Origin of the sequence: Vibrio sp. CCB-PB317, from assembly GCF_022808245.1 — a bacterium.
GTDB classification, from domain to species: Bacteria; Pseudomonadota; Gammaproteobacteria; order Enterobacterales; family Vibrionaceae; genus Vibrio; species Vibrio diabolicus.
The window spans coordinates 1578074-1598826 of record NZ_JALGNU010000002.1 but is presented as its reverse complement, the minus strand read 5'-3'; the positions used below and the strand labels follow the sequence as shown (position 1 = coordinate 1598826).

General features: G+C 46.5%; 19 protein-coding genes. 5 read left to right on the top strand and 14 right to left on the bottom strand.

The features are described 5' to 3' along the window. Nucleotides 1–7: 7 nt before the first annotated feature. Together MTR11_RS16105 and MTR11_RS16100 are read right to left on the bottom strand one after the other, a co-directional pair. Nucleotides 8–1090, bottom strand: coding sequence for an efflux RND transporter periplasmic adaptor subunit (locus tag MTR11_RS16105; protein WP_193447421.1), 1083 nt, complete (start codon nucleotides 1088–1090; stop codon nucleotides 8–10). Between the two features lie 104 nt (nucleotides 1091–1194). Beyond that, complete coding sequence (locus tag MTR11_RS16100) at nucleotides 1195–2076, bottom strand: LysR family transcriptional regulator (RefSeq protein WP_005392703.1); 882 nt, start codon at nucleotides 2074–2076, stop codon at nucleotides 1195–1197. 112 nt (nucleotides 2077–2188) lie between these two features. Here MTR11_RS16100 and MTR11_RS16095 point away from each other — a divergent pair, with 112 nt between their 5' ends. Further along, a complete protein-coding gene (locus MTR11_RS16095) occupies nucleotides 2189–2548 on the top strand; it encodes a DUF6559 family protein (RefSeq protein ID WP_193447420.1) in 360 nt (119 codons plus the stop codon). Between the two features lie 78 nt (nucleotides 2549–2626). On the opposite strand, the gene tyrS is transcribed toward MTR11_RS16095, so the two are convergent. The 4 genes from tyrS to ppsA form a co-directional block, all read right to left on the bottom strand. Beyond that, nucleotides 2627–3886: a tyrosine--tRNA ligase gene (gene tyrS / locus MTR11_RS16090; protein ID WP_193447419.1), complete on the bottom strand. Its 1260-nt coding sequence runs from the start codon at nucleotides 3884–3886 to the stop codon at nucleotides 2627–2629. Nucleotides 3887–3968: 82 nt separating this feature from the next. Further along, nucleotides 3969–4775, bottom strand: a complete 807-nt coding sequence (locus MTR11_RS16085; protein WP_041853148.1) for a response regulator transcription factor — start codon at nucleotides 4773–4775, stop codon at nucleotides 3969–3971. Between the two features lie 193 nt (nucleotides 4776–4968). Further along, a complete protein-coding gene (locus MTR11_RS16080; RefSeq protein WP_006741381.1) occupies nucleotides 4969–5748 on the bottom strand; it encodes a hypothetical protein in 780 nt (259 codons plus the stop codon). Nucleotides 5749–5917: 169 nt separating this feature from the next. Then, a complete protein-coding gene (gene ppsA / locus MTR11_RS16075; protein ID WP_006741382.1) occupies nucleotides 5918–8290 on the bottom strand; it encodes a phosphoenolpyruvate synthase in 2373 nt (790 codons plus the stop codon). A gap of 251 nt (nucleotides 8291–8541) precedes the next feature. Between ppsA and MTR11_RS16070 the strand changes: the two genes are divergently transcribed. Continuing rightward, entirely contained in the window at nucleotides 8542–9378 is an 837-nt protein-coding gene (locus tag MTR11_RS16070) for a pyruvate, water dikinase regulatory protein (RefSeq protein ID WP_005392709.1), read from the top strand. Between the two features lie 76 nt (nucleotides 9379–9454). Here MTR11_RS16070 and ansB read toward each other — a convergent pair whose 3' ends face one another. Both ansB and MTR11_RS16060 read right to left on the bottom strand, forming a co-directional pair. Beyond that, entirely contained in the window at nucleotides 9455–10519 is a 1065-nt protein-coding gene (gene ansB / locus MTR11_RS16065) for an L-asparaginase 2 (protein ID WP_005392710.1), read from the bottom strand. 371 nt (nucleotides 10520–10890) lie between these two features. Then, the gene (locus MTR11_RS16060) at nucleotides 10891–12147 is read right to left on the bottom strand and encodes an adenylosuccinate synthase (RefSeq protein ID WP_005392711.1); all 1257 of its coding nucleotides are present in this window, start codon (nucleotides 12145–12147) and stop codon (nucleotides 10891–10893) included. A gap of 105 nt (nucleotides 12148–12252) precedes the next feature. Here MTR11_RS16060 and MTR11_RS16055 point away from each other — a divergent pair, with 105 nt between their 5' ends. The 3 genes from MTR11_RS16055 to MTR11_RS16045 all read left to right on the top strand — a co-directional run bounded on the left by MTR11_RS16055 (nucleotide 12253) and on the right by MTR11_RS16045 (nucleotide 14212). Beyond that, nucleotides 12253–13122, top strand: coding sequence for a LysR family transcriptional regulator (locus MTR11_RS16055; protein ID WP_243328037.1), 870 nt, complete (start codon nucleotides 12253–12255; stop codon nucleotides 13120–13122). Nucleotides 13123–13125: 3 nt separating this feature from the next. Next, nucleotides 13126–13518, top strand: a complete 393-nt coding sequence (locus MTR11_RS16050) for a ribosome recycling factor family protein (protein ID WP_237284856.1) — start codon at nucleotides 13126–13128, stop codon at nucleotides 13516–13518. A 79-nt stretch (nucleotides 13519–13597) separates the two neighbouring features. Beyond that, nucleotides 13598–14212 carry a LysE family translocator gene (locus MTR11_RS16045; RefSeq protein WP_243328036.1) on the top strand — a complete coding sequence of 205 codons (615 nt, stop codon included), beginning with the start codon at nucleotides 13598–13600 and terminating at the stop codon, nucleotides 14210–14212. A gap of 95 nt (nucleotides 14213–14307) precedes the next feature. Here the strand turns inward: MTR11_RS16045 and MTR11_RS16040 are convergent, their stop codons facing one another. From MTR11_RS16040 to MTR11_RS16015, 6 genes are all read right to left on the bottom strand, one after another. Then, nucleotides 14308–14829 (bottom strand): DUF2058 domain-containing protein, encoded by a 522-nt coding sequence (locus MTR11_RS16040; RefSeq protein ID WP_006741387.1) that lies wholly within the window; start codon nucleotides 14827–14829, stop codon nucleotides 14308–14310. A gap of 47 nt (nucleotides 14830–14876) precedes the next feature. Continuing rightward, on the bottom strand, nucleotides 14877–15653 hold the full coding sequence (locus MTR11_RS16035) for an Asp/Glu racemase (protein WP_048624768.1): 777 nt from the start codon (nucleotides 15651–15653) through the stop codon (nucleotides 14877–14879). Nucleotides 15654–15709: 56 nt separating this feature from the next. Further along, entirely contained in the window at nucleotides 15710–16669 is a 960-nt protein-coding gene (locus tag MTR11_RS16030) for a cyclodeaminase (protein WP_182037090.1), read from the bottom strand. Nucleotides 16670–16683: 14 nt separating this feature from the next. After that, nucleotides 16684–17658: a hydroxyectoine utilization dehydratase EutB gene (eutB, locus tag MTR11_RS16025; protein WP_114323416.1), complete on the bottom strand. Its 975-nt coding sequence runs from the start codon at nucleotides 17656–17658 to the stop codon at nucleotides 16684–16686. A gap of 86 nt (nucleotides 17659–17744) precedes the next feature. After that, nucleotides 17745–19151, bottom strand: a complete 1407-nt coding sequence (locus MTR11_RS16020; protein WP_199804230.1) for an aspartate aminotransferase family protein — start codon at nucleotides 19149–19151, stop codon at nucleotides 17745–17747. Nucleotides 19152–19192: 41 nt separating this feature from the next. After that, complete coding sequence (locus MTR11_RS16015) at nucleotides 19193–20713, bottom strand: NAD-dependent succinate-semialdehyde dehydrogenase (protein ID WP_243328035.1); 1521 nt, start codon at nucleotides 20711–20713, stop codon at nucleotides 19193–19195. Between the last annotated feature and the right edge of the window lie 40 nt (nucleotides 20714–20753).

Here is a 20753-nt window from a genome sequence, read left to right as displayed (position 1 = left end):
TTCGCACCTACAACGTCTTGATGGTCAGGTTTGGGGCGGCATCGCCCTCGCTCAGATAATGGCTACCGCTGATCACCACATAATCGCCTTGCTCAAAACTTCCGGTCACACACGCTTGGTATGCGTCGATAGAGTCAAGATTGACCGGCTCTGAATGAATAACCGCATCACGAACCACATTCACGTGCAGAGTTTGTTTCTCACCCAAAATAGCAGAGTAAGGAAAGCAATGGCTTGAGTGGCTGGTGTTGAGAGCGGTATTTACCGTGACTGCTTTACCGTTGAATAGCGCACTGGAAATCGAATCGATGTCTAGCGTGATGGTATAGGTTTGTTTGAGCAGGTGCTTTTTCGGCGCGATTTCTGCCACGGTTGCTCGGTAGGATTGCTCCGAATCATACCAAGTCAACGATGCTGGCTGACCTAGTGCGAATTGCGCAATCATATTTTCCGGCACGTCGATGTCGACTTCCCAGTTGCCTTCTTGCTGAATTGACACAACACTGCCGCCCGGCAAGGTTTGCTCATGTGGATCAATAGAAACGTCGGCAACAATGCCAGTGAATGGCGCACGTAGAGTGGTGTAACGTAGGGCATCTTTTGCACGTTGGATGTTTTTCTCAACCACTTTGACGGCTGAGAGGCTACGTTCGTAGCTGCTGATGGCTCGGTCTAAGTTTACGCTGGCAATGGCATCATCAGAAGTTGCTTGTTTTACGCGCTTTAACTCGGCTTTCGCGAGTTTGTGTGCTGATTGTGCTTCTAACATACGTGCTTGTAATTCTTCTAGTGAGACTTGGTAATCGTGCTTGTCCAGCGTGGCAATGACTTGGCCTTTTTCTACCAAGCTGCCTTTATTTACGAACACGCTTTCCACGGTGCCAGGTACACGAAAAGAGAGTGAGGCGGTTTCTTTTGCTTTTACGATCCCGCTGAATGATTTGTTGAGTTCTTCATTCCTTTCGTTGACTTCAATTACTTGAACGGGTCTGGATGCGCTTGGCTCCTCAATCTGAGGTTGAGCTTGATTACAGCCGAGTAGAGAGAGCGCGATAGTGCTCAGCGCGGCGGTTTTGATTTGATGATTCATAAGATGGCTCCATAATTTCGGCGCCATCTTATAATTCACAGATGTTCAGATAATCATGCGTGTGCATGATTCAATGTCACGAATTTTATGACAATAAATGTAAATTACAAAAGTTTTGGAATTTTATTGCACAAATGTTCAATAAGTAACCGGCTAGCTTGATTCAGCGTTTTCGGCTTAGGGTAGAGTAACCACCCCGTTTCTTCTGTGACGGCATATTGAGACAATACTTGCACCAATGCACCGGATTCGAGCTCATTTTTTACCAACAGTTTTGGGATATAACTGATGCCGCGGTCTAGCACTGTGGAGCTTTTGATAAAGCCGATGTTGTTGGAAATGAGTTTCGGTTTGAGCGCTACGTTTTGTTCCTGAAAGTGCCAAAGGTTGTCGACATTGCCATTTGGCCAACGAAAACAAATGCACTGATGATCGCTCAACTCTTCTAATGTGGCTGGTGTGCCGTGAGTTTGAAGATAGTTCGGTGAGGCAACGACACATCGGTCTAGCGTTAAGATCTTTCTGGCGACAATGTCTGAATCAAACAGCATGCCGCCGTGCAGCGCGATGTCCAACCCCTGCTGAAACATATCAATAAAGCCATTGTTGATATTGCGAATGTCGAGCTCAACCTGCGGATATTGATCCTGAAATTCAAACAAAATGGGTTGAAGAGGTTCATAGGTTTCTGGCAGAAGGCCAAGTTTGATTTTGCCTCTGACCTCGATGCTTTCGTTACTGGCTTGCTGGTTTGCCGAATCAAGTAAGGTGAGCACTTTTTGCAGATCTTGGTAGTAGGCATCGCCTTTGTTTGTCAGCGAAAGGCTGCGAGTGGTGCGGTGAAAAAGTTGCGTTCCGAGGTAACGTTCCAGTTCTCCAATGCGTCGGCTAACATTTGCTCGTGGCAAGTCCAAAGCATTGGCTGCCGCTGTAAAGCTGCCAAGTTGGACGACTTTGGTGAACAGTTTTAGATCGTCAATTTTCACTCTTGAACTCCATACTCTTTGAGCGCCGTGCTAAACCCTGACACTCTAGAGTATTGATGTGTGGTATACAAAACTTATTATTAATTATCGAAATATAAATAAGGACTTCAACATGTTGAGATTTATACAACGTCGCCGCATTAAGAAAGTGATTAAGCTAATGAGTACCAGATTGATGGTGGGATACGGCAGTCGTGAGTACTTTTCCGTCGGTCAGGTAAAGACGAGCACCAGTGAGTTAAGCACGTGCCAACAAAAAATTGCGTTGGCGTTGTACGCGAATCCGCAAGAGCTTGATTTGGAAAACCAACCAGAGTTGCAAGCCATCCGCTCTGATGTGGCGAATGACTTCTTTGCTGGTGCCGATTATACCGCTCAAGATGTGCTTAATTTATTCGGTGCTGGTGGCTGGAAAGGCGGCCGAATGGAAGATGGAATGTCTCATCATTTTGGTATGCACAGCCGATACTAGAGCGAGCTAACCTTATAAAGTCTTGTCAGTTAACTCGCTATATCACTTTGCCTTGTGAGGTGTCACTACGATGCTTTGTTAAGCGGTACGCTTTACGAGGCAGAAGTGCTTTTTACCGCGTTGCAGTAACCAGTATTGGTCAAACAGTGGGAAGCTTAAACTCGGGTTATCAGCCGACACTTTTTCACCGTTTACACTGATGGCGTTGTTGCTGATGTGTTCGCGTGCAACACGTTTCGAGCTTGCTAAGCCCGACTCAATCAATAGCTCAACCAAATCTTGTTGTGTGCTCTCAATGCTTGGTAAACCATCTAACTCCAACTGTTTTAATTCACCCAAACTCAGTTGTTGCACATTACCGCTGAACAGTGCTTGAGTGATGCGCTCGGCACTAGATAGGCCGTCTTCGCCATGAACAAATCGCGTCATTTCTTCAGCGAGAATACGTTGTGCTTGTGGCTTGCCTTGGCTTGCTTGGTCTTGCGCTTCAATGCTGGCAATTTCTTCGCAGCTCAAGAACGTGTAGTAACGCAAGAAGTGGTAAACGTCGGCGTCTTCTGCGCCAAGCCAGAACTGGTAGAAGGCGTAAGGTGAGGTTTTGCTAGGGTCTAGCCACACTGCGCCGCCTTCGGTTTTGCCAAATTTGGTGCCATCGGATTTGGTGATCAGCGGCAGAGTTAAGCCAAATACTTGCTCACCATTTTGGCGACGAGTTAAATCGATCCCACTGACGATGTTTCCCCATTGGTCATTGCCACCGATTTGCAAACGACAATCGTATTGACGGTTTAGCTCGGCAAAATCGTACGATTGCAGCAGGGCGTAGCTAAATTCGGTAAAAGAGATGCCTTGATCAGGGCGTTGCAAGCGTTGCTTTACCGACTCTCGGTTGATCATGGTATTGATTGAGAAGTGCTTACCCACATCACGGAAGAAGTCGATGACGTTGATCGCTTTCATCCAGTCAGCATTGTTCACCATGATCATTGGCTTGGCCAGTTGGTGATTCATCAACTGCTGAATTTGATTAGAAAGATCGTTAACCCAACCTGAGACGATTTTTGAAGAATTCAGACTGCGCTCGGTCGCTTTAAAGCTTGGGTCGCCAATCATGCCCGTTGCACCGCCAATCAAGGCTATAGCCTGGTGTCCGGCATCTTGAAAGCGCTTAAGCATAATCAAAGGCACGAGGTGGCCGATGTGCAAGCTGCCTGCTGTAGGATCGAAGCCGCAGTAAACGGTTTGTGGCTGTGAGAGAAGTGTCTGAATTTCTTCCAAATCGCTGGCTTGTGCAATCAAGCCACGATCTTGTAAATCTTGCAGTAATGGTGTCGTCATTCTTTTTGTCTGTCTTAGTGGTTGTTGTATTCAGACTAAAACGCGACACCTTTTCTCCATATATCCCTTAAGGGACAGTTTTTTATCTTGAATGGAGAATGAGGTGATTGAGGAAAAGCTGGAATAACTCACTCAATGAAGACACATTTAACTGCGAGTAAATGCGTTTTCGATGATTTTTGACTGTGCCTTGAACTAAGTGTAACCGCGCGGCAATTTCTTTGGTGTCAAACCCTTGAGCGAGAAGTGAAGCCACCTCTTGCTCGCGACGAGTGAGTGATTCTACGCCAAATGTTGCTAAAGCTTGCTCAATGGCTAATCGCATACTGCCAGAATAAGCACTCTGGGCAAAAACAGGCTCAGAAAAGGTAAACTCCGTTTGTTTCCAGTGCTGCTGACAAAGCGATTGAATTATCGGGAAGTAGGGCTTTAATTTATTGATTTGCTGTTGAGAAAAGTATTTTCCATCATTCATATACCCGAAGTACAGCATGACCCAACGGCCAGGTTCGACTTCGACTAGCATGCTCAGTTCGTCTTTCCACCCTGTCTGATGGTAGAACTGCTCGCAGTATGAGGTGAAGTCAACGCCTTTACGCGCCACGTCTTTGAGCGTAAATATGCCTTGTTGTTTTGTCTCGTTTAGTTTGAGAAAAAAAGGGTCATTTTGAAATGAGTCAGTAAGGTAGCGTTGAAAAAGTAATTCTCGCTCGTTCTCAATAGAGTCGTAGAGATAAATAGGATGTTTACCTTCTCGATAACCTAAAATAACCGCGCAATCAAAATGAAAAAGAGTGCGAATGACACGCATAAGCTTAGGAGTAAAGTTAGGCGTATTAAGAGCAGAAATTGCTTCTGCCAGCAGATTATTAAAGTTATTGTCAGGCATGGGATACCGAATCGCAGATGGTTTTGGGCAAGCATAACGAAAAGCCATCCAACGAGAAAGGGAAGTCACCATCTTCTGGTGACTTCCCATGAGAAAGTTGCACAAGTACTCAGTTTTGAGGAGTCATAGCTGCGTTAACTTATTGATAAGGGTGCATAACAACCGTTCTGTTTAAGCAATTAGTTGCTATGCGTTACTGCGAGTTGGTGAGCTCTTCGTTAACCCAATATTTAGAACCAGACACGTTGGCATCGATGAGCAAGCCTTTTGCATTCAACTGATAAACGGCGACGCCACTGTTAAATTGCTTTGAAAGTTGCTCTGAGTCTTCGCCAGCTACAGCAGAGGCTTCACTGGTCGCTTCCCATCCTTCGTTGACGAACGTATCAAAGTCTTCTTTGCTCTCAAACAGAATCACTTGTTGGTAAAACTTGCCGCCAGCCCCAAGTGCGACGCCCAAACCAAACATATTCATATAAGTGCGTTTTTCTGTTTCCTTATTGACTGCGACACCTGACCCTGAGTTGGTGTGAAACAACAAAGACAATTTACGAGAATCAAAGACCGCGTAGCCGTAAGCGTTGTCGTAAATGGCTTTGGCCTCCGGCTTTTCATTAAACAACTTGAGCAAAGCACTATCCGCCATTAAGTCTACGGCTTGGCGAGCTTCTTCTGGCGTGTCGCCTTCCATCAGTTCATCAATTTTCTTGTCGGCTGCATCTATCCATTCTTTGCTTTTCTCGATACTAGCTTCTGTCCACTCGCCTGCGGTATTGATTGCTTCCTCGGACCAATTAGTGAAATCTTGCCACGCTTGCTTTGAAAAGGCTTTGGTATCGTCCCAAGCATCTTGCGCAGTATCAGAAACCGCTTCGCCTAGCTCAGACATTTTGTTGGAAATATCATCCCAATCTGCGTAAGCGGGAGATGCTAGGAGCATCAATGTGGTAATGAGTGCGATAGACTTTTTCATCAAATTCTCTCTGGAGTTGTCGATACATCTTCATTCTAGGTCATCAGACTTTGATAATGAAATTGACTAAATGGCGATCTTGAGAGAGGAATCACGAACTGATTGCGAAATGACGTATGAATAACAAAGCCCTCACAAGGGGAGTGTGAGGGCTTGAGTTTTTAGCGCGTTACTTGCTGCTAACTTTACCGAGCTGTAACCAAGTATCGATAACGGTGTCTGGGTTTAGTGAAACAGAGCTGATGCCTTGCTCCATCAACCATTCCGCCAAATCTTCATGATCTGATGGGCCCTGACCACAAATACCCACGTACTTGCCAGCTTTGGTTGCTGCGTCAATTGCCATTTTCAGCATGATTTTCACCGCCGCGTTACGCTCATCAAATAGGTGAGCAACGTCGCCAGAGTCACGGTCCAGACCAAGCGTTAGCTGAGTCATGTCGTTTGAACCAATCGAGAAGCCATCAAAGTACTTCAAGAACTCATCGGCAAGTACCGCGTTGGATGGCAGTTCACACATCATGATGACTTTAAGACCTTGGTCGCCACGGCGCAGATCAAACTTAGCTAGCAAATCAATCACTGATGCAGCTTCGCTTGGTGTACGCACGAATGGAATCATGATTTCAACGTTTTTCAGACCCATTTCGTTACGAACGCGCTTGATAGCTTGAGTTTCTAACTCGAAGCAATCTTCAAACACTGGAGAAATGTAACGAGACGCACCACGGAAGCCAAGCATTGGGTTTTCTTCATGCGGTTCGTAGGCTTTACCACCAACCAAGTTGCTGTATTCGTTTGACTTAAAGTCAGACATACGAACGATGACGCGTTTTGGCCAGAAAGCAGAAGCGATAGTCGCGATGCCTTCAGTCAGTTTGCTTACGTAGAAATCGATAGGATCTTTGTAACCACGAATGCGCTGTTTGATTTCTGCTTTTAGCTCATCGCTTTGCGCATCAAAGTTAAGTAATGCTTTCGGGTGAATACCGATCATCTTGTTGATGATGAACTCTAGACGAGCAAGACCAACACCTTCGTTTGGAATCTGAGCAAAGTCGAATGCGCGATCTGGGTTGCCCACATTCATCATCACTTTGGTCGGCAGTAGTGGCAGTTCATCAACAGAAGAGCGTTTTACATCAAACTCAAGTTCACCTTGGTAAACGTAACCCGTTTCGCCTTCTGCACAAGATACTGTCACTGTTGCGCCATCAGTCAGTTTGCTTGTCGCATCGCCACAGCCAACGATTGCAGGAATACCAAGTTCACGAGCAATGATTGCTGCGTGACAAGTACGTCCGCCACGGTTGGTAACAATAGCAGAAGCTTTCTTCATCACTGGTTCCCAGTCTGGGTCAGTCATGTCTGTAACTAACACATCACCTTCTTGAACCAATGACATTTGGTCCAGAGAGTCAACCAAACGTACTGCACCTTTACCGATACGTTGACCGATGGCACGACCTTCAATCAAAACATCTGCTTTGTTCTGTAGCTCGTAGCGCTCAATCACGTTTTGTTCCGTTTGTGAACATACGGTTTCAGGACGCGCTTGAACAATGTACAGCTTGCCGTCGATGCCATCTTTTGCCCACTCAATGTCCATTGGACGCTGGTAGTGCTTCTCGATGATCATCGCTTGTTTGGCGAGCTCTTTGATCTCTTCGTCGTTCAGTGAGAACGTGTTGCGCTCTTCATCAGAAGTATCAACGATATCAACTTGTTTGCCGATCTCTTGGTTGTCAGAGTAGATCATTTTGATCAACTTAGAACCAAATGTTTTCTTAACGATCGGGTGCTCACCTGCTTCAAGCATTGGCTTATGAACGTAGAATTCATCAGGGTTTACTGCGCCTTGAACGACCATTTCACCTAGGCCCCATGAAGAGGTGATGAAGACAACTTGGTCGAAACCAGACTCAGTATCAAGCGTAAACATTACACCCGAAGAAGCTTTGTCTGAACGCACCATACGTTGGATACCCGCAGATAGTGAGATACCACGATGGTCGAAACCTTGGTGTACACGGTAAGAGATCGCACGGTCGTTAAATAGAGAAGCGTAAACGTGCTTAGTTGCTTCTAGTACTGCATCGATGCCTTTCACGTTCAAAAACGTTTCTTGCTGACCAGCAAAAGAAGCATCAGGCAGGTCTTCTGCCGTAGCAGACGAACGAACTGCGACTGAAAGCTCAGGGTTGCCTTCAATCAGTTCTTGGTAGTTTTCACGGATTTCTTGTTCAAGGTCCGCAGGGAAAGGGGCCTCTAATACCCATTGACGGATGGTTGCACCTGTCTTACGCAGAGCTTCCACATCCTCAACGTCTAGTTCATCAAGTAATTGGTGAATACGCTCATCCAAACCTTCGTGGTCAAGGAATTGGTTAAACGCGTATGAGGTTGTCGCAAAACCATTTGGTACAGAAACGCCTGCGTTCGCTAGGTTAGAAACCATTTCGCCAAGTGAAGCATTCTTACCGCCGACTTTGTCGACATCATCCATGGATAGGCCATTGAACCAGAGGGTGTTCTTTTGCATGTCTTTCTCCAGAAACATTGCAGCTTAGTAGGGGGACTTAAATCGCTCTAAACAATCGCATGTTGGCTGTTATTACACTTTGACCATACATTGCTTCATTTAGATTGATATCAAAGGCAAACGATTACGTTCTGGCTGAAAAAAATTCAAAAGAATTTTTAAAGCTGTGGTGAACCTAACTGAAAGCCAAACTGATTTATTAATATTATGTTTACCATCCTACTCAAAAGATTTTGAAAAATTAAACAGAAATGCAAATAAATAACCAAAGTCGTGATGTGTTCTATGTTTCTGACGGTACGGCGATAACATGTGAGACATTAGGGCATGTTGTTCTCGGTCAATTTCCGTTCATTCCTAACGAAAAAACCTTTCCGTTCGTAGAAAGCCAGGACAAAGTTGCTGACGTTGTAAAAGAAATTGAAACTTCCTACCAACGCAATGGCGTCAAACCTCTGGTGTTTTTCTCTATCGTGGTGCCAGACGTACGTGAAATGCTGCTGGAAGCGCCTGCATACAGCTACGATGTGTTGGAAAGCATTGTACAGAAAGTGCAAGATGACATTCAGATGGCGCCAAAACCCAAGTTGCAACGTTCTCGCAGTGTGGGGAAAGATTCCGATACCTATTTCGACCGTATCGCGGCCATTGAATATACATTGGCGCATGATGATGGCATCACGCTAAAAGGGTTGGAGCAAGCCGATATCATCCTGCTGGGAGTATCGCGCAGCGGAAAAACCCCCACCAGCCTATATATGGCGATGCAGTTTGGTTTGCGTGTCGTGAACTACCCATTTATCGCGGAAGACGTGAAGATGATGCGCTTGTTGCCTGAGTTTGAGATCCATCGTCATAAATTATTCGGGCTTACTATCGACCCTGAACGTTTGACTGAAATCCGTGAGAATCGTTTATCCGGAAGTGATTACGCCAGTACCGAGCAGTGTAAGCTGGAGCTAGACACCGTAGAGGCGTTGTTTAGAAGAGAGGCGATCCCATATATCAATACGTCCTCTCTGTCTGTTGAGGAAATTACTACGCGTATTCTGGAAAAAGCAGGAATGAAGCGTCGCTTGTTTGGCTAACAAGACAAGCTCATGTCGCTATGTGTAAGAGGAGGTAAGGTGTGTACCTCCTCTATCGAATGAACCTTAGACAGAATTAATAGTATTGGAACATCTTTTGGATGTCTTGATAGTTTTTGGTCTGAGTCAGTGACAGCATCAGTAAGATACGTGCTTTTTGTGGGTTTAGTGTGCCTGAGGCAACAAAGCCATATTTGTCGTCATCAATTTCAGCATCCAAAGTGGTTGAGCCGGTTGGTGTGCGAGAGCTTCTTACAACAACAACGCCATCTTTGCTCGCTTTTTCTAGCTCATCAAAGACCGTGTGGTACAAGTTACCATTACCCACACCAGCACTTACAATACCGTCAAACTTCGCATCCACAAAGGCTTTGACTGGTAAGCTCGACGCATTTGCATAGTTATAAACAATGCCTACTTTAGGTAGTGTGTTGAGTTTTGATACATCGAATGGTGTTTCTGTGGTGTGTTTACGCTCTGGGCTTCGTTGATATTTGGCATCGCTATTATGAATGTAGCCGATAGGGCCAAAGTTAGGTGACTGGAAAGTACTGACGGAAGTGGTGCTTGTTTTAGTTACGTCTCGCGCGTCGAAAATCGTGTCATTCATCGCGACTAACACGCCGCGCCCTTCAGAATCTTCATCGGTGGCTGTCACGACGGCGTTGTATAAATTAACTGGGCCATCAGCACTCATTGCGGTGGAAGGACGCATTGCACCGACGATCACGACTGGCTTTTTGCTCTTGACGGTCAGATCAAGGAAGTAAGCGGTTTCTTCTAACGTATCTGTACCATGCGTGATGACGATACCGTCAACATCATCTTGAGCGAGCAGTTCGTTGACGCGTTTGGCTAATTTAAGCCATACCTCATCATTCATGTCTTGTGAACCAATGCTGACTACTTGCTCTCCGGAAATATCGGCAATGTTGGTCATGCTAGGTACCGCAGAAATCAATGATTCAACGCCGACTTTACCTGCTGTGTAGTTTGACTCTGTCGCAGATTGACCTGCGCCTGCTATGGTGCCGCCAGTGGCAAGAATTTTAATGTTCGGAAGATCGGATTGCGCAAAAGAGAACGAACTGATGCATAAACCGAGAGTTATCGTACTGAGGCGGAAAAGATTTTTCGTCATGGGAATCACCTGCTGTTAGGTTGGATGTTGGGGAACTCATCTATCCTAAAAACAGCGGGTTAGATTTTTTGAGCACTAGTTCAACAAATTGCAGATGAAGATCGTGATCAAGCAATCAGTTAAAGAACATTAATTCAAACAATTAACTTAAATAACGTGCTTCTTTAACAAGTGAGATGTACTAATAACGTGCATAATGCGTTATATGCTCTAATCTATTGATTGGGAAATAAAGAGGGAAGGGAGGCGCGATTAGGTTACTAAACACGAATTGAGAAGTGCAATTTCTTCAAAGTTTACAGTGTAAAAAAAAAGCGGCTTTACCCCGGAACAGATAAAAGCCGCTTGCCAATGATGTGTTAATTCACATCTTATCGCATAATCATTTGTTCACGACCAGGACCCACAGACACCATTTTTACTGGTACGCCCATGAGTTCCTCAATGCGTAGAACGTATTTCTGTGCTGCTACTGGTAGTTCTTCAAACTGACGACAACCTGTGATGTCTTCGCTCCAGCTTTCCATCTTCTCGTAGATTGGCGCAAGAGATGCAGTTTGAGGCCAGATTGGGTTTTCGCTGTGGTCGCCTTCGTAGCCAACACAGATTTTCAGATCGTTAAGACCAGTCAAACAGTCTACTTTCGTTAGTGCAATTTCAGTTGCGGCTTGCAGTTCAACGCCATTCTTCGTAGCGACTGCGTCGAAGTAACCCATATCGCGCGGACGACCTGTAGTTGCACCGAACTCGCCTGCAAGTTCTCGGAAAGCATCTTGCTCTTCCATTGCTGTGATCAACGTACCAGTACCTACTGATGAGCTGAATGCTTTTGCAACCGCAATAACGCGTTCAGGACGAAGTGCTGGAAGACCACTGCCGATACCCGCGTACATTGATACAACGTTAGAAGATGTTGTCCAAGGGTACTCACCGTAAACAAGGTCACGACCCGCGCCAAGCTGCGCTTCGAACAATAGAGTTTTGTCTTTCGCTTGTAGTTCTTTTAGAGGAAGCGTTACGTTGCAAATTGAATCGCGCCAAGGTGCAGAGACTTCTAGCAGCCAGTTCGCCAGTTCTTCAGCGGTTTGTTCAAACTCGAACGTCGGGTAAAGCGCACGCAGTTGTGGCAGTTTCCAATCCATCATGAATTGAAGGCGTTCAACCAATACTTCTGGTTGCTTCAACCAACCAACTAGGATGCCTTTCTTCATTACGCGGTCACCGTACGCAGGTGCAATACCTTGACGAGTTGAGCCATATGCTTTGTCGCCTAAACGTTGTTCTTCTAGCGTATCTTCTAGTGCGTGTAGAGGTAGACACAGTGTTGCGCGATCAGAGATGCACATATTCACTTTTACGCCCGCTTCTTCAACTTCCGCAATCTCCTGAGACAGCAACGCAGGGCTGATAACCATACCCGGACCTAATACTGCCAAACAGTCTGGGTTGAAAACGCCACTTGGTAGCTGGTGCAGCTTGAACGTACCTAGGTCGTTAACCACGGTGTGACCCGCGTTGTTACCACCTTGGAAACGAATGCTTGCAGAAGCTTGCTCTGCCAAAAAGTCAACGATGCGGCCTTTGCCTTCATCACCCCAGTTTGCACCCACAACAACGATAGACGACATAATTTAATCTCCAAAAACAGATGCAAAAATCTTAAGATGTTCGCCATAATAAGAGAAATTAATTATACTCATTAACTTGATAAGAATCTCATATCGGAATTGGCAATGTTAGATTTGAACTGGCTGCGAACCTTCGTAACTCTTGCAGAGGTAAAGCATTTCGGCAAAACAGCGACGGAACTGCACATGACGCAACCGAACGTCAGCTTGCATATCAAGCAGTTGGAGCAGGCCACGCGCACGAAATTGATTGAGAGAAATCCTGTGCAGTTGACGCAAGCGGGGAAGCGTTTGTTAGATACGGCGCAGCGAATGCTCAATGAGCTGCAAATTTGTCAGTCGGATCTCAATGCCATCAACGATCTTACGCAAGGAACGCTTTCTATTGCGGCGAGCGATATCGTTTCACGTTTACTGCTTATCAAACCATTTCAGCAATTCAAAAGTGAATACCCGGGTATCGACTTGGCATTGTTCAATACCACGTCTTCTCAAGCAGTGGAGTTGGTGAAAAGTGCGCGTGCCGATATCGGCTTTGTTATCGCACAAAAAGAGAGTCAACCGCTGCATTTTACGCCCCTCACGCAGATTCACTGGTGTGCGTTTGGCGATAACATTTTTGAGTGGCAGGACAATCGAAAAGAGAGCCAAACGCTGATTCTGCTAGGGCACGACACGCGAACCCGTGAGCTGATAGATGCGTCTTTACCTGAGTTAAATCTGCCTAAGCATCGCGTGATGGAAGTGGGCAGTGTGGAAGCACAAATCGACTGGGCAGAAGCAGGATTTGGGACCGCCATTGTGCCGGATTTCTCTCTTGATCCGAGGTTAATGCTTTCCCGAGAAGTCACGCCTTTGCCTAGTTTTCCAAACACCGATTTCGGCTACATTGTGCGCCAAAATCAGGTGCTCTCCAAAGCCGCCAAACAGCTACTCACTTGGGTTGGAGAGAATGTGTCAGTGGTGGGAGAGTAACGGATGAAAGATGACGACATTATTGTTTCGCTGCCCTCTCTGATTCATCGCATTGGCGGTGAGAATGCTAAACGCATTAAAGTCATTGCGGCGGATTGCGGGTGTGACGTTAAGCGAGTTAGGCGCTCTCGTCATTGGCAAGTTTCTGGAGAAGCTTTGAACTTAAAAGCGTTACTTGATCAGCTAAAAGCAGGGCAGTGTGAAGAGCTAAGGTTTGTGATGAATAAGTTGGAGAAAGGGTTATCCGTTCATCAGGACAAACTGGAACCGTTGGAAGAAAAACTGATTCGGTTGGTGGTGCAAAACCCAAATATCACCTTGGCGGAGTTAATGACAGAAACGCACTGTACGATTGCGCAAGCCAGAGCAGCTCGGTTTGAAGAGGAAATGCTCTAGCGTAGAATTTTTATTTACTCATTCTAGCAGCCAATGTTACGGTGCTGGCTATTACTAAAAATTAAGGCCATTTTTTATCATGGATATTTGGAAGCTCCTCCTTTTTATTCCCGCTTGCTTTGCTCTGAATATGACTCCAGGCCCAAACAACTTATTGGCAATGAATAATGCGCGTTGTTACGGTTTTCGTGCCGCGTTTGTCGCTAGTTTAGGGCGTATTACGGCATTTTCTGGCATGATCGCGTTGTCTGCCTCTGGGCTCGCCGTGATTTTGTACACATCAGAAATGCTGTTTTTAGCGTTAAAGCTGGTGGGTGCGTTGTACCTATTGTGGATTGCATTCAACCTTTGGCGTTCTGAATCGAGCCCGATCTCTGAGTTAACTAACTCACGCAACTATGCAGGGCTTGCGAAACAAGAGTTTACGCTTGCCGCCGGTAACCCGAAGGCGATTCTTATTTTTACTGCGTTTTTGCCGCAGTTTGTTGATGTGGACGCCAACGTTCAAGAGCAGTTTTTTGCCCTTGGCTCCACGTTTTTGATTTTAGAAATGGTCGCCATTTCAATTTACGCGATTTTTGGTTTGTACCTTAGACATTGGTTTTCAAATCCAAAAATGGCGAAACGTTTCAATCGCGGATGTTCGCTGTTTTTAGCCGCATCTGGTGTGAATTTACTACTAAGTAAGCAATAACGCACATCATTTCTGTAGCGTATTTTTTCTATTAAAAAAAGAGCCGCTGATGTTATATCAGCGGCTCTTTTCGTTGATGCATCTATTGTTTGTTGTTACCACATCAAGTCATCTGGCACGACGAAATCTGCGTATGGGTCGTCTTCTGCTGGAATGTCCGATTCTGGTTCTTTCTGTTCGATGATGACGGATTCATCACGTTGAGCAATTTTATTTGCTACTCCGCGTGGAATGACAACGTAGCTTTCACCGACAATAGCAATGGCTAGAATGCCTTTAATCAACTGTTCACGGATGAGAGCATCAACATACAGTGACTTAACCAAGGTGCCATGGGTGAAGTTGTACTTAATATCGCCATCTTTTAAGTCGATCTTGTTCATCTCAATCAATTGATTGATTTGCGCTTTGATCTCTTTATTCAAACGCTCGGCATTTTGCTGTTCGCTCAATTGTTTATCACGCTCTAACTGTTGGCGTTTATTCTCTTCAACCGCCGCTTTTACTTCGCGTGCTTGAACGCGTGATTTTTTAGAGCCTTTCTTCGCTTTCTTTAGTTTCTTTTCATTAACTAAGCCAGCTTTCAGCATTTGTTCTTGAAGGGTAAGTTTTGCCATGTTTCATCCAGTTAGTGCGCAATTTTGTGCATTTTAGCGAGTCCTTATCAGCAAGGAAAGGGCGATGATGACACGTCGGAGAAATTATCAGACTCAAGCAAACGCAATGCGTCCCAAAGCATCACTTGGTTGGAGCTTAGTACAGGAATACCAAAGCGGCTTGAGAAATAAGGCAGTAGATGCATGACTCGCATGTTCGTGCATGAAATAAATACCGCGTCCACAGTGCAATCAATCGACTCAAGCAGCTGCGCTAAGGCATTTTCTACGTCTTGTCCTCCAATGGTTGGGATATGGGGATCGTAGTCGAGATTGAAATACCCAAAGGCCAGAACGTCAATGCCATGTTCGGTCATGGACTCATAAAGTGGGTGATTGACGTCATTGGTATACGGCGTCAGCATAACGATTCTTTGAGCTTGATGGTGTTCAAGCGCTCTCAGTGCGGCTTGCCAAGGGTTAGTTGTTATGGCTTCGGGTCTCTCTTGACGAATTAAATCAGTGATTTTATCGGAGCCAATGAGCACACTAGCTGACGTACAGCCAAACGCCATGACGTTGATTGGCCACATTGGCACGATGGTGCGTACACACTCGCGGATACTGTTTTGCATGTCTGTTAAGTGCAGAGGATCGACAGTACCTGTAGTGAGAAAGCGTGAAGTGTATAAGCGAACATCTGCGGGTAAATGCTCGCGCCATTCGTTTTCTAGCACATAGTCGGTCGCGAGTTGAATGAGTCCGATTGAACGTTGATAAGCGGATACATCCGCCGAAAACTCAAACTGAGTGGTTAAAGATTGAAACGTACAGAGCTCTGGCATGTTACGGCCCTCAAAAAGTGCGGTGGTTGCCCACCGCCAAAGTCACAGGGAATAAGTTACATCGTGGATTGAATGCTGGTGAGTTGTTGAGCGGTATAGTCAGCGATTGCGGTGTCTTGAACGCCAGTTCCCGTTAAATCACATACCGAAACATCGTCAACACGCCTTGAGTAGGGGAGCTTGCCGCAAATGATGTCGCCAAGTTCGACTAGGCTACGGGTGAGCGGTTTGTCTACACCACGTAATTCGCCAAGTGATTCTGACTGACTGATTCGATCAACCACCAGATGCTCAGCGTTTAGGATGACTGAGGTGGCAAGCTCACGTTTATGAGGGCTGTCTGAACCCATAGCGATCACGTGTGCTCCGGATGGGATATCTTCCCAATTCAGCAAAGGTTCTTTTGACGGTGTTGTCGTGACAATAATGTCGGCTTCTTGGCATGCTTGCTGGATAGAGGAGTGTACGGATACGGATAGATCGTATCGTTGCTCCATACGTTGTTTGTAAGCCTGCGATTTTGTGTTGTCTCTTGCCCAGATGTTCACTTGGGAGATTGGCCTAACTAATTTTATTGCAGCGACTTGTAGTTCTGCTTGAAGCCCACTGCCAATAACCGTAATTTTGGATGCTTCTGAGTTCGACAGGTATTTCGCGGAGATAGCGCCGGCGAGAGCAGTACGAATGTCGGTTAGATACCCTTCGTCAAACAATACGCTATCAACCAGCCCTGTTTTCGCGCTAAAGAGCACCATCAAACCATTTAGGCTGGGTAGTCCCAGTTTTGGGTTATCAAAAAAACCTGGGCTGATTTTTATCGCGAAGCGCTCATTGCCTTTGATATGCGCCGTTTTTACATCCACTTCGCCGTTATGTTCTTCGATTGCCATACTAAGAATCGGAGGCATGGTGACGTTGCCTTGCCCAAGTGCTTTGAAGCCATTTTCCACGGCCGCTAACGCATTAAGATCTAACTGAGTCACTTGCTCTATCTGAGATTTATTATAGATTTTCATTCGCACGACCTCGGTTATTCTTTGACTTGGCGGCCAATTTTTAATGCCGTCTCAAAAGTGTCTGAAGAGACGTTTTTTCCACTGAGCACCAAAACGACTTTCTTACCGCGTAAGTCCAGTTGATGCTGGTGAATGGCGGCAAGCCCCACTGCGGCTGCGCCTTCTACGGCAAATTTTTCTGCATCGAAAATATCTGCCATGCCTTTGGCGATGTTGTGTTCACTGACTAAAAACGCTTTATCCATGACTTCTTGCACGAGTTTGAAGGTATAGCGATTGTCTAAACCTATGCCGCCACCTAAGCTGTCAGCAAACGATTCGTGCTCTTCAACTTGTACTGGTTTTCCTGCTTTAATGCTTTCTACCATCGCAGCGCCTTTGTCCATGGAAACGCCATACACGTTCACTTTGCTGCTGTTTGATTTTGCGGCTAAGCCAATACCACCAATCAATCCGCCGCCAGATAGCCCGGCGAAAATGACGTCGACATCAGGAAGATCTTCAATGATTTCTAGCCCAATGGTCCCTTGTCCGGCGATGATGTCTGGGTGTTCGAATGGTGAGAGATAGGTCATCGACTCTTCTTCTGTTAGCCTCAATGCTTCTCGCTCCGCGTCGTCTTGAGCTTGACCAACTATTCGAACTTCTGCGCCTAATGCTTTAATTGCGTCGACTTTGTTTTGTGGCACTAAATTGGACATACAAATCACGGTGCGGACTCCTAGTCGTTGCCCTGCATAAGCCACGGCACGGCCGTGGTTACCAGTAGAGCAAGTGACGACGCCATGTCGTTTTTGTTCCTCACTCAGTTTGTTCATGGCATGAGTCGCTCCACGCAATTTAAAAGCACCAATAGGTTGTAGTGTTTCCAGTTTTAACCAAATTTCACATTGATATTGTTGCGATAACAGTGGTGAGTGAAGTAATGGTGTGCGACTGACTAATCCGTTAATCGCTTTCTTTGCGGCAAAGATTGCTTGTGTTTCCATGTAGTACGTCTCTTAGGACCGCCCCCTCTAATTTGGTCAGAGGGGGCGGTAATCATTGGTAGGTTTGTGAGTTGGTTAATTCGCGGCTATTTTGGCTGCCACTGTTTAGACGTGACGAGGTTATCCATCACTTTATTGACCGCTTGGTGCGCTTTGTCGACAATAGTGTCGATGTCATTACGGTTCGCGATAAGCGGTGGAGCAAAGCCGAGGATGTCACCATGTGGCATGGCACGAGCGATTAAGCCTTGCTCTAAACAGGCCGCCGCGATTTGCGGACCCACTTTCAAGTTTGGATCAAAGTGTGCTCGGCGGAGTTTGTCTGAAGAAAACTCCAACGCATGCAACAAGCCAACGCCACGAGTATCACCGACCAATGGATGATCGTTAAACGTCTCCGCCATACGTTGCTGCAAGTAAGCGCCGACTTCGGCTGCGTTTTGCACCAAGCCTTCACGTTCAATGATATCGAGGTTGCAGTTCGCGGCTGCCGCTCCCATTGGGTGACCGGAGTAGGTATAACCGTGTCCGATAGCGCCCCATTGGTCGGTGCCGTTTTCTAGCACACTCCAAACTCGTTCACCGACGATCACGCCAGACAGCGGTTGATACGCTGAGGTTAACCCTTTCGCTACCGTGATGAGATCCGGTTTCATGTCGTAGTGCAGTGAGCCAAAATCGGAGCCGAGGCGACCAAAGCCACACACCACTTCATCCGCAATCAAGAGTACATCGTATTTGTCGAGTACTTTACGAATCGCCTGCCAGTACCCTTCTGGTGGTGGCACAATACCGCCAGTACCAAGCACTGGTTCCGCAATCATCGCTGCCACCGTTTCAGGGCCTTCTTCCAAGATCATCGCTTCGAGTTGATCCGCACAATATTGAGAGAATTCAAGCTCAGACATACTCTCGTCTTCACGGCGATAGTAATACGGCGCCATGGTGTGCTTGATGCGCTCAAGCGGTAAATCAAAATGTGCGTGGAACAGAGGTAGCCCTGTCATTGAACCCGAAGCGATACTTGAGCCATGGTAGCCGCGATCACGGGAGATAATTTTTTTCTTCTCTGGTAGACCACGAGCATTGTTGTAATACCATACCAACTTAAGTTGAGTTTCGTTCGCATCGCTGCCTGACATGCCGTAGTAGACTTTACTCATGCCTTCAGGCGCCATTTTGATGATGCGATCTGACAGTGTCACTAGTGCTTCGTTCGTGTGACCGACGTAAGTGTGGTAGTACGCCAGCTCTTTGGCTTGTTCATAAATAGCATCGGCCATTTCAGTCCTGCCATAGCCAATGTTCACACAATACAACCCGGCAAAGCCGTCTATCAGCTCGATGCCTTCTGAATCGGTGATGCGTATTCCGCTTCCGCTCGAGATAATTCTTCCCGAAAGCTCCCCAGCCGCATACTGCTTCAGGTGGGTTGAGGCATGAAATACTCTCTGACGGTCGATCTCTAAAAGTTGTTTGGTTTTGTTGCTCATGATCCTTCTCCTCGAATAATTGGATATCCATATTTCGTGCCTTAACTGCCACTGACGGTTGGTAAAGCGCCTAAGCAGCAGTATTTGATTTCACTGTATTCTTCAAAGCCGTGGCGACTGCCTTCTCGTCCAAGCCCAGACTGTTTCACACCGCCAAATGGGATAGGGTGGCCAGTCATCTTGACGGAGTTCACGCTCACCATGCCAAATTCCAAACCACGCATGCAGCGCCAAATTTGGTGAATATCGTGACCATAAACATAGGCAGCTAAGCCGTACTCAGTGTCGTTGCTCATTTCAATCACGGTATCTAAGTCTTGGTAAGGCAATACGCCTGCCACAGGACAAAAATTCTCTTCGCGATACACCGCCATATCAGGGGTGACATCGGCTAGCAATGTCGGCGCGAAGAAGTTTTCGCCTGGTACGGGCTGGTGGTATCCCGCTACCAATCGCGCGCCTTTGTCGAGTGCGTCACGCACCAAATCATGCGCTTTATCCACAGCAGCGCGATTGATCAGCGGCCCCATGGTGGTTTTTTCATCTAAACCATTGCCCAAAACAATGTGGTTCATTTCTTTGGCAAACGCTTCCAAAAACGCTTCGTACTTATCTTCGGGGACGAAAATACGGTTTGCGGCCAAGCAGTCTTGTCCTGCGGTTTGAAACTTGGCATCCACGGCGGCTTTGGCTGCTTGCTCGACATCCATATCTGGCAGCACGATGAAAGGGGCATTACCGCCGAGCTCCATACTGCACTTCTTCACGGTTTGTGCCGCGTCGCGCAGCAGCAACTTACCCACTCGAGTAGAACCTGTGAATGAGAGCGCTTTGACTTTATCGGAGTGACACAAGGTTTGTGACACCATCACCGCATCGCCAGTGATCACGTTAAATACACCAGGTGGAAAGCCAGCTCGGTCTGCTAACTCTGCCAAGGCCAATGCGGAGAAAGGCGTTTCGCTGGCAGGTTTGATGAGCACCGGACAGCCTATCGCTAGTGCTGCGGCGGCTTTACGGGTGACCATTGCATTAGGAAAATTCCATGGTGTAATCAGAGCTGCGACACCAATCGGCTCGCGTACCGTCGATAGCTGCGCATTCGGAATATGACTTGGGATGGTTTCGCCATAGCTACGGCGTGCTTCCTCTGCAAACCAACGAACAAAGGATGCGCCGTAGTCGATTTCACCCAAAGCATCACCTAATGTTTTGCCTTGCTCCATAACCATCAAACGAGCAAGATCTTGTTTTGATTCTAAAATCAGATCGTGCCAACGCATGAGAATTTCAGCGCGTTCTTCTGCTTGCATTTTTCGCCATTGACGAAAGGCTTGGTCGGCTTCATCAATCGCTTGATAGAGTTGTTGCTGAGATAGTTTGGTAATGTAGCCGATGACCGTACCATCCGCTGGATTATCCACCGGATGAAATTGGTCACCAGTTACCCATTTGCCATTTACGTACGCTAAACCTCTCACCAAACGTACGTCTTTCATTATCGCCATCATGTCGTGCGAGGCTTTTAATTCCTCAGCATGTAAGCTGTGCAGTGCTGTCATGAGTCCTTCTCCCAGCGTCGTTGTCCATAGTTAAACTGTA

Bases quoted from the DNA above. Each gene is read 5' to 3' on its own strand.
- MTR11_RS16105 (WP_193447421.1), bottom strand. From the start codon at position 1,090: ATGAATCATCAAATCAAAACCGCCGCGCTGAGCACTATCGCGCTCTCT.
- MTR11_RS16095 (WP_193447420.1), top strand. From the start codon at position 2,189: ATGTTGAGATTTATACAACGTCGCCGCATTAAGAAAGTGATTAAGCTA.
- tyrS (WP_193447419.1), bottom strand. From the start codon at position 3,886: ATGACGACACCATTACTGCAAGATTTACAAGATCGTGGCTTGATTGCA.
- MTR11_RS16085 (WP_041853148.1), bottom strand. From the start codon at position 4,775: ATGCCTGACAATAACTTTAATAATCTGCTGGCAGAAGCAATTTCTGCT.
- MTR11_RS16080 (WP_006741381.1), bottom strand. From the start codon at position 5,748: ATGAAAAAGTCTATCGCACTCATTACCACATTGATGCTCCTAGCATCT.
- ppsA (WP_006741382.1), bottom strand. From the start codon at position 8,290: ATGCAAAAGAACACCCTCTGGTTCAATGGCCTATCCATGGATGATGTC.
- MTR11_RS16070 (WP_005392709.1), top strand. From the start codon at position 8,542: ATGCAAATAAATAACCAAAGTCGTGATGTGTTCTATGTTTCTGACGGT.
- ansB (WP_005392710.1), bottom strand. From the start codon at position 10,519: ATGACGAAAAATCTTTTCCGCCTCAGTACGATAACTCTCGGTTTATGC.
- MTR11_RS16060 (WP_005392711.1), bottom strand. From the start codon at position 12,147: ATGTCGTCTATCGTTGTTGTGGGTGCAAACTGGGGTGATGAAGGCAAA.
- MTR11_RS16055 (WP_243328037.1), top strand. From the start codon at position 12,253: ATGTTAGATTTGAACTGGCTGCGAACCTTCGTAACTCTTGCAGAGGTA.
- MTR11_RS16050 (WP_237284856.1), top strand. From the start codon at position 13,126: ATGAAAGATGACGACATTATTGTTTCGCTGCCCTCTCTGATTCATCGC.
- MTR11_RS16045 (WP_243328036.1), top strand. From the start codon at position 13,598: ATGGATATTTGGAAGCTCCTCCTTTTTATTCCCGCTTGCTTTGCTCTG.
- MTR11_RS16040 (WP_006741387.1), bottom strand. From the start codon at position 14,829: ATGGCAAAACTTACCCTTCAAGAACAAATGCTGAAAGCTGGCTTAGTT.
- MTR11_RS16035 (WP_048624768.1), bottom strand. From the start codon at position 15,653: ATGCCAGAGCTCTGTACGTTTCAATCTTTAACCACTCAGTTTGAGTTT.
- MTR11_RS16030 (WP_182037090.1), bottom strand. From the start codon at position 16,669: ATGAAAATCTATAATAAATCTCAGATAGAGCAAGTGACTCAGTTAGAT.
- eutB (WP_114323416.1), bottom strand. From the start codon at position 17,658: ATGGAAACACAAGCAATCTTTGCCGCAAAGAAAGCGATTAACGGATTA.
- MTR11_RS16020 (WP_199804230.1), bottom strand. From the start codon at position 19,151: ATGAGCAACAAAACCAAACAACTTTTAGAGATCGACCGTCAGAGAGTA.
- MTR11_RS16015 (WP_243328035.1), bottom strand. From the start codon at position 20,713: ATGACAGCACTGCACAGCTTACATGCTGAGGAATTAAAAGCCTCGCAC.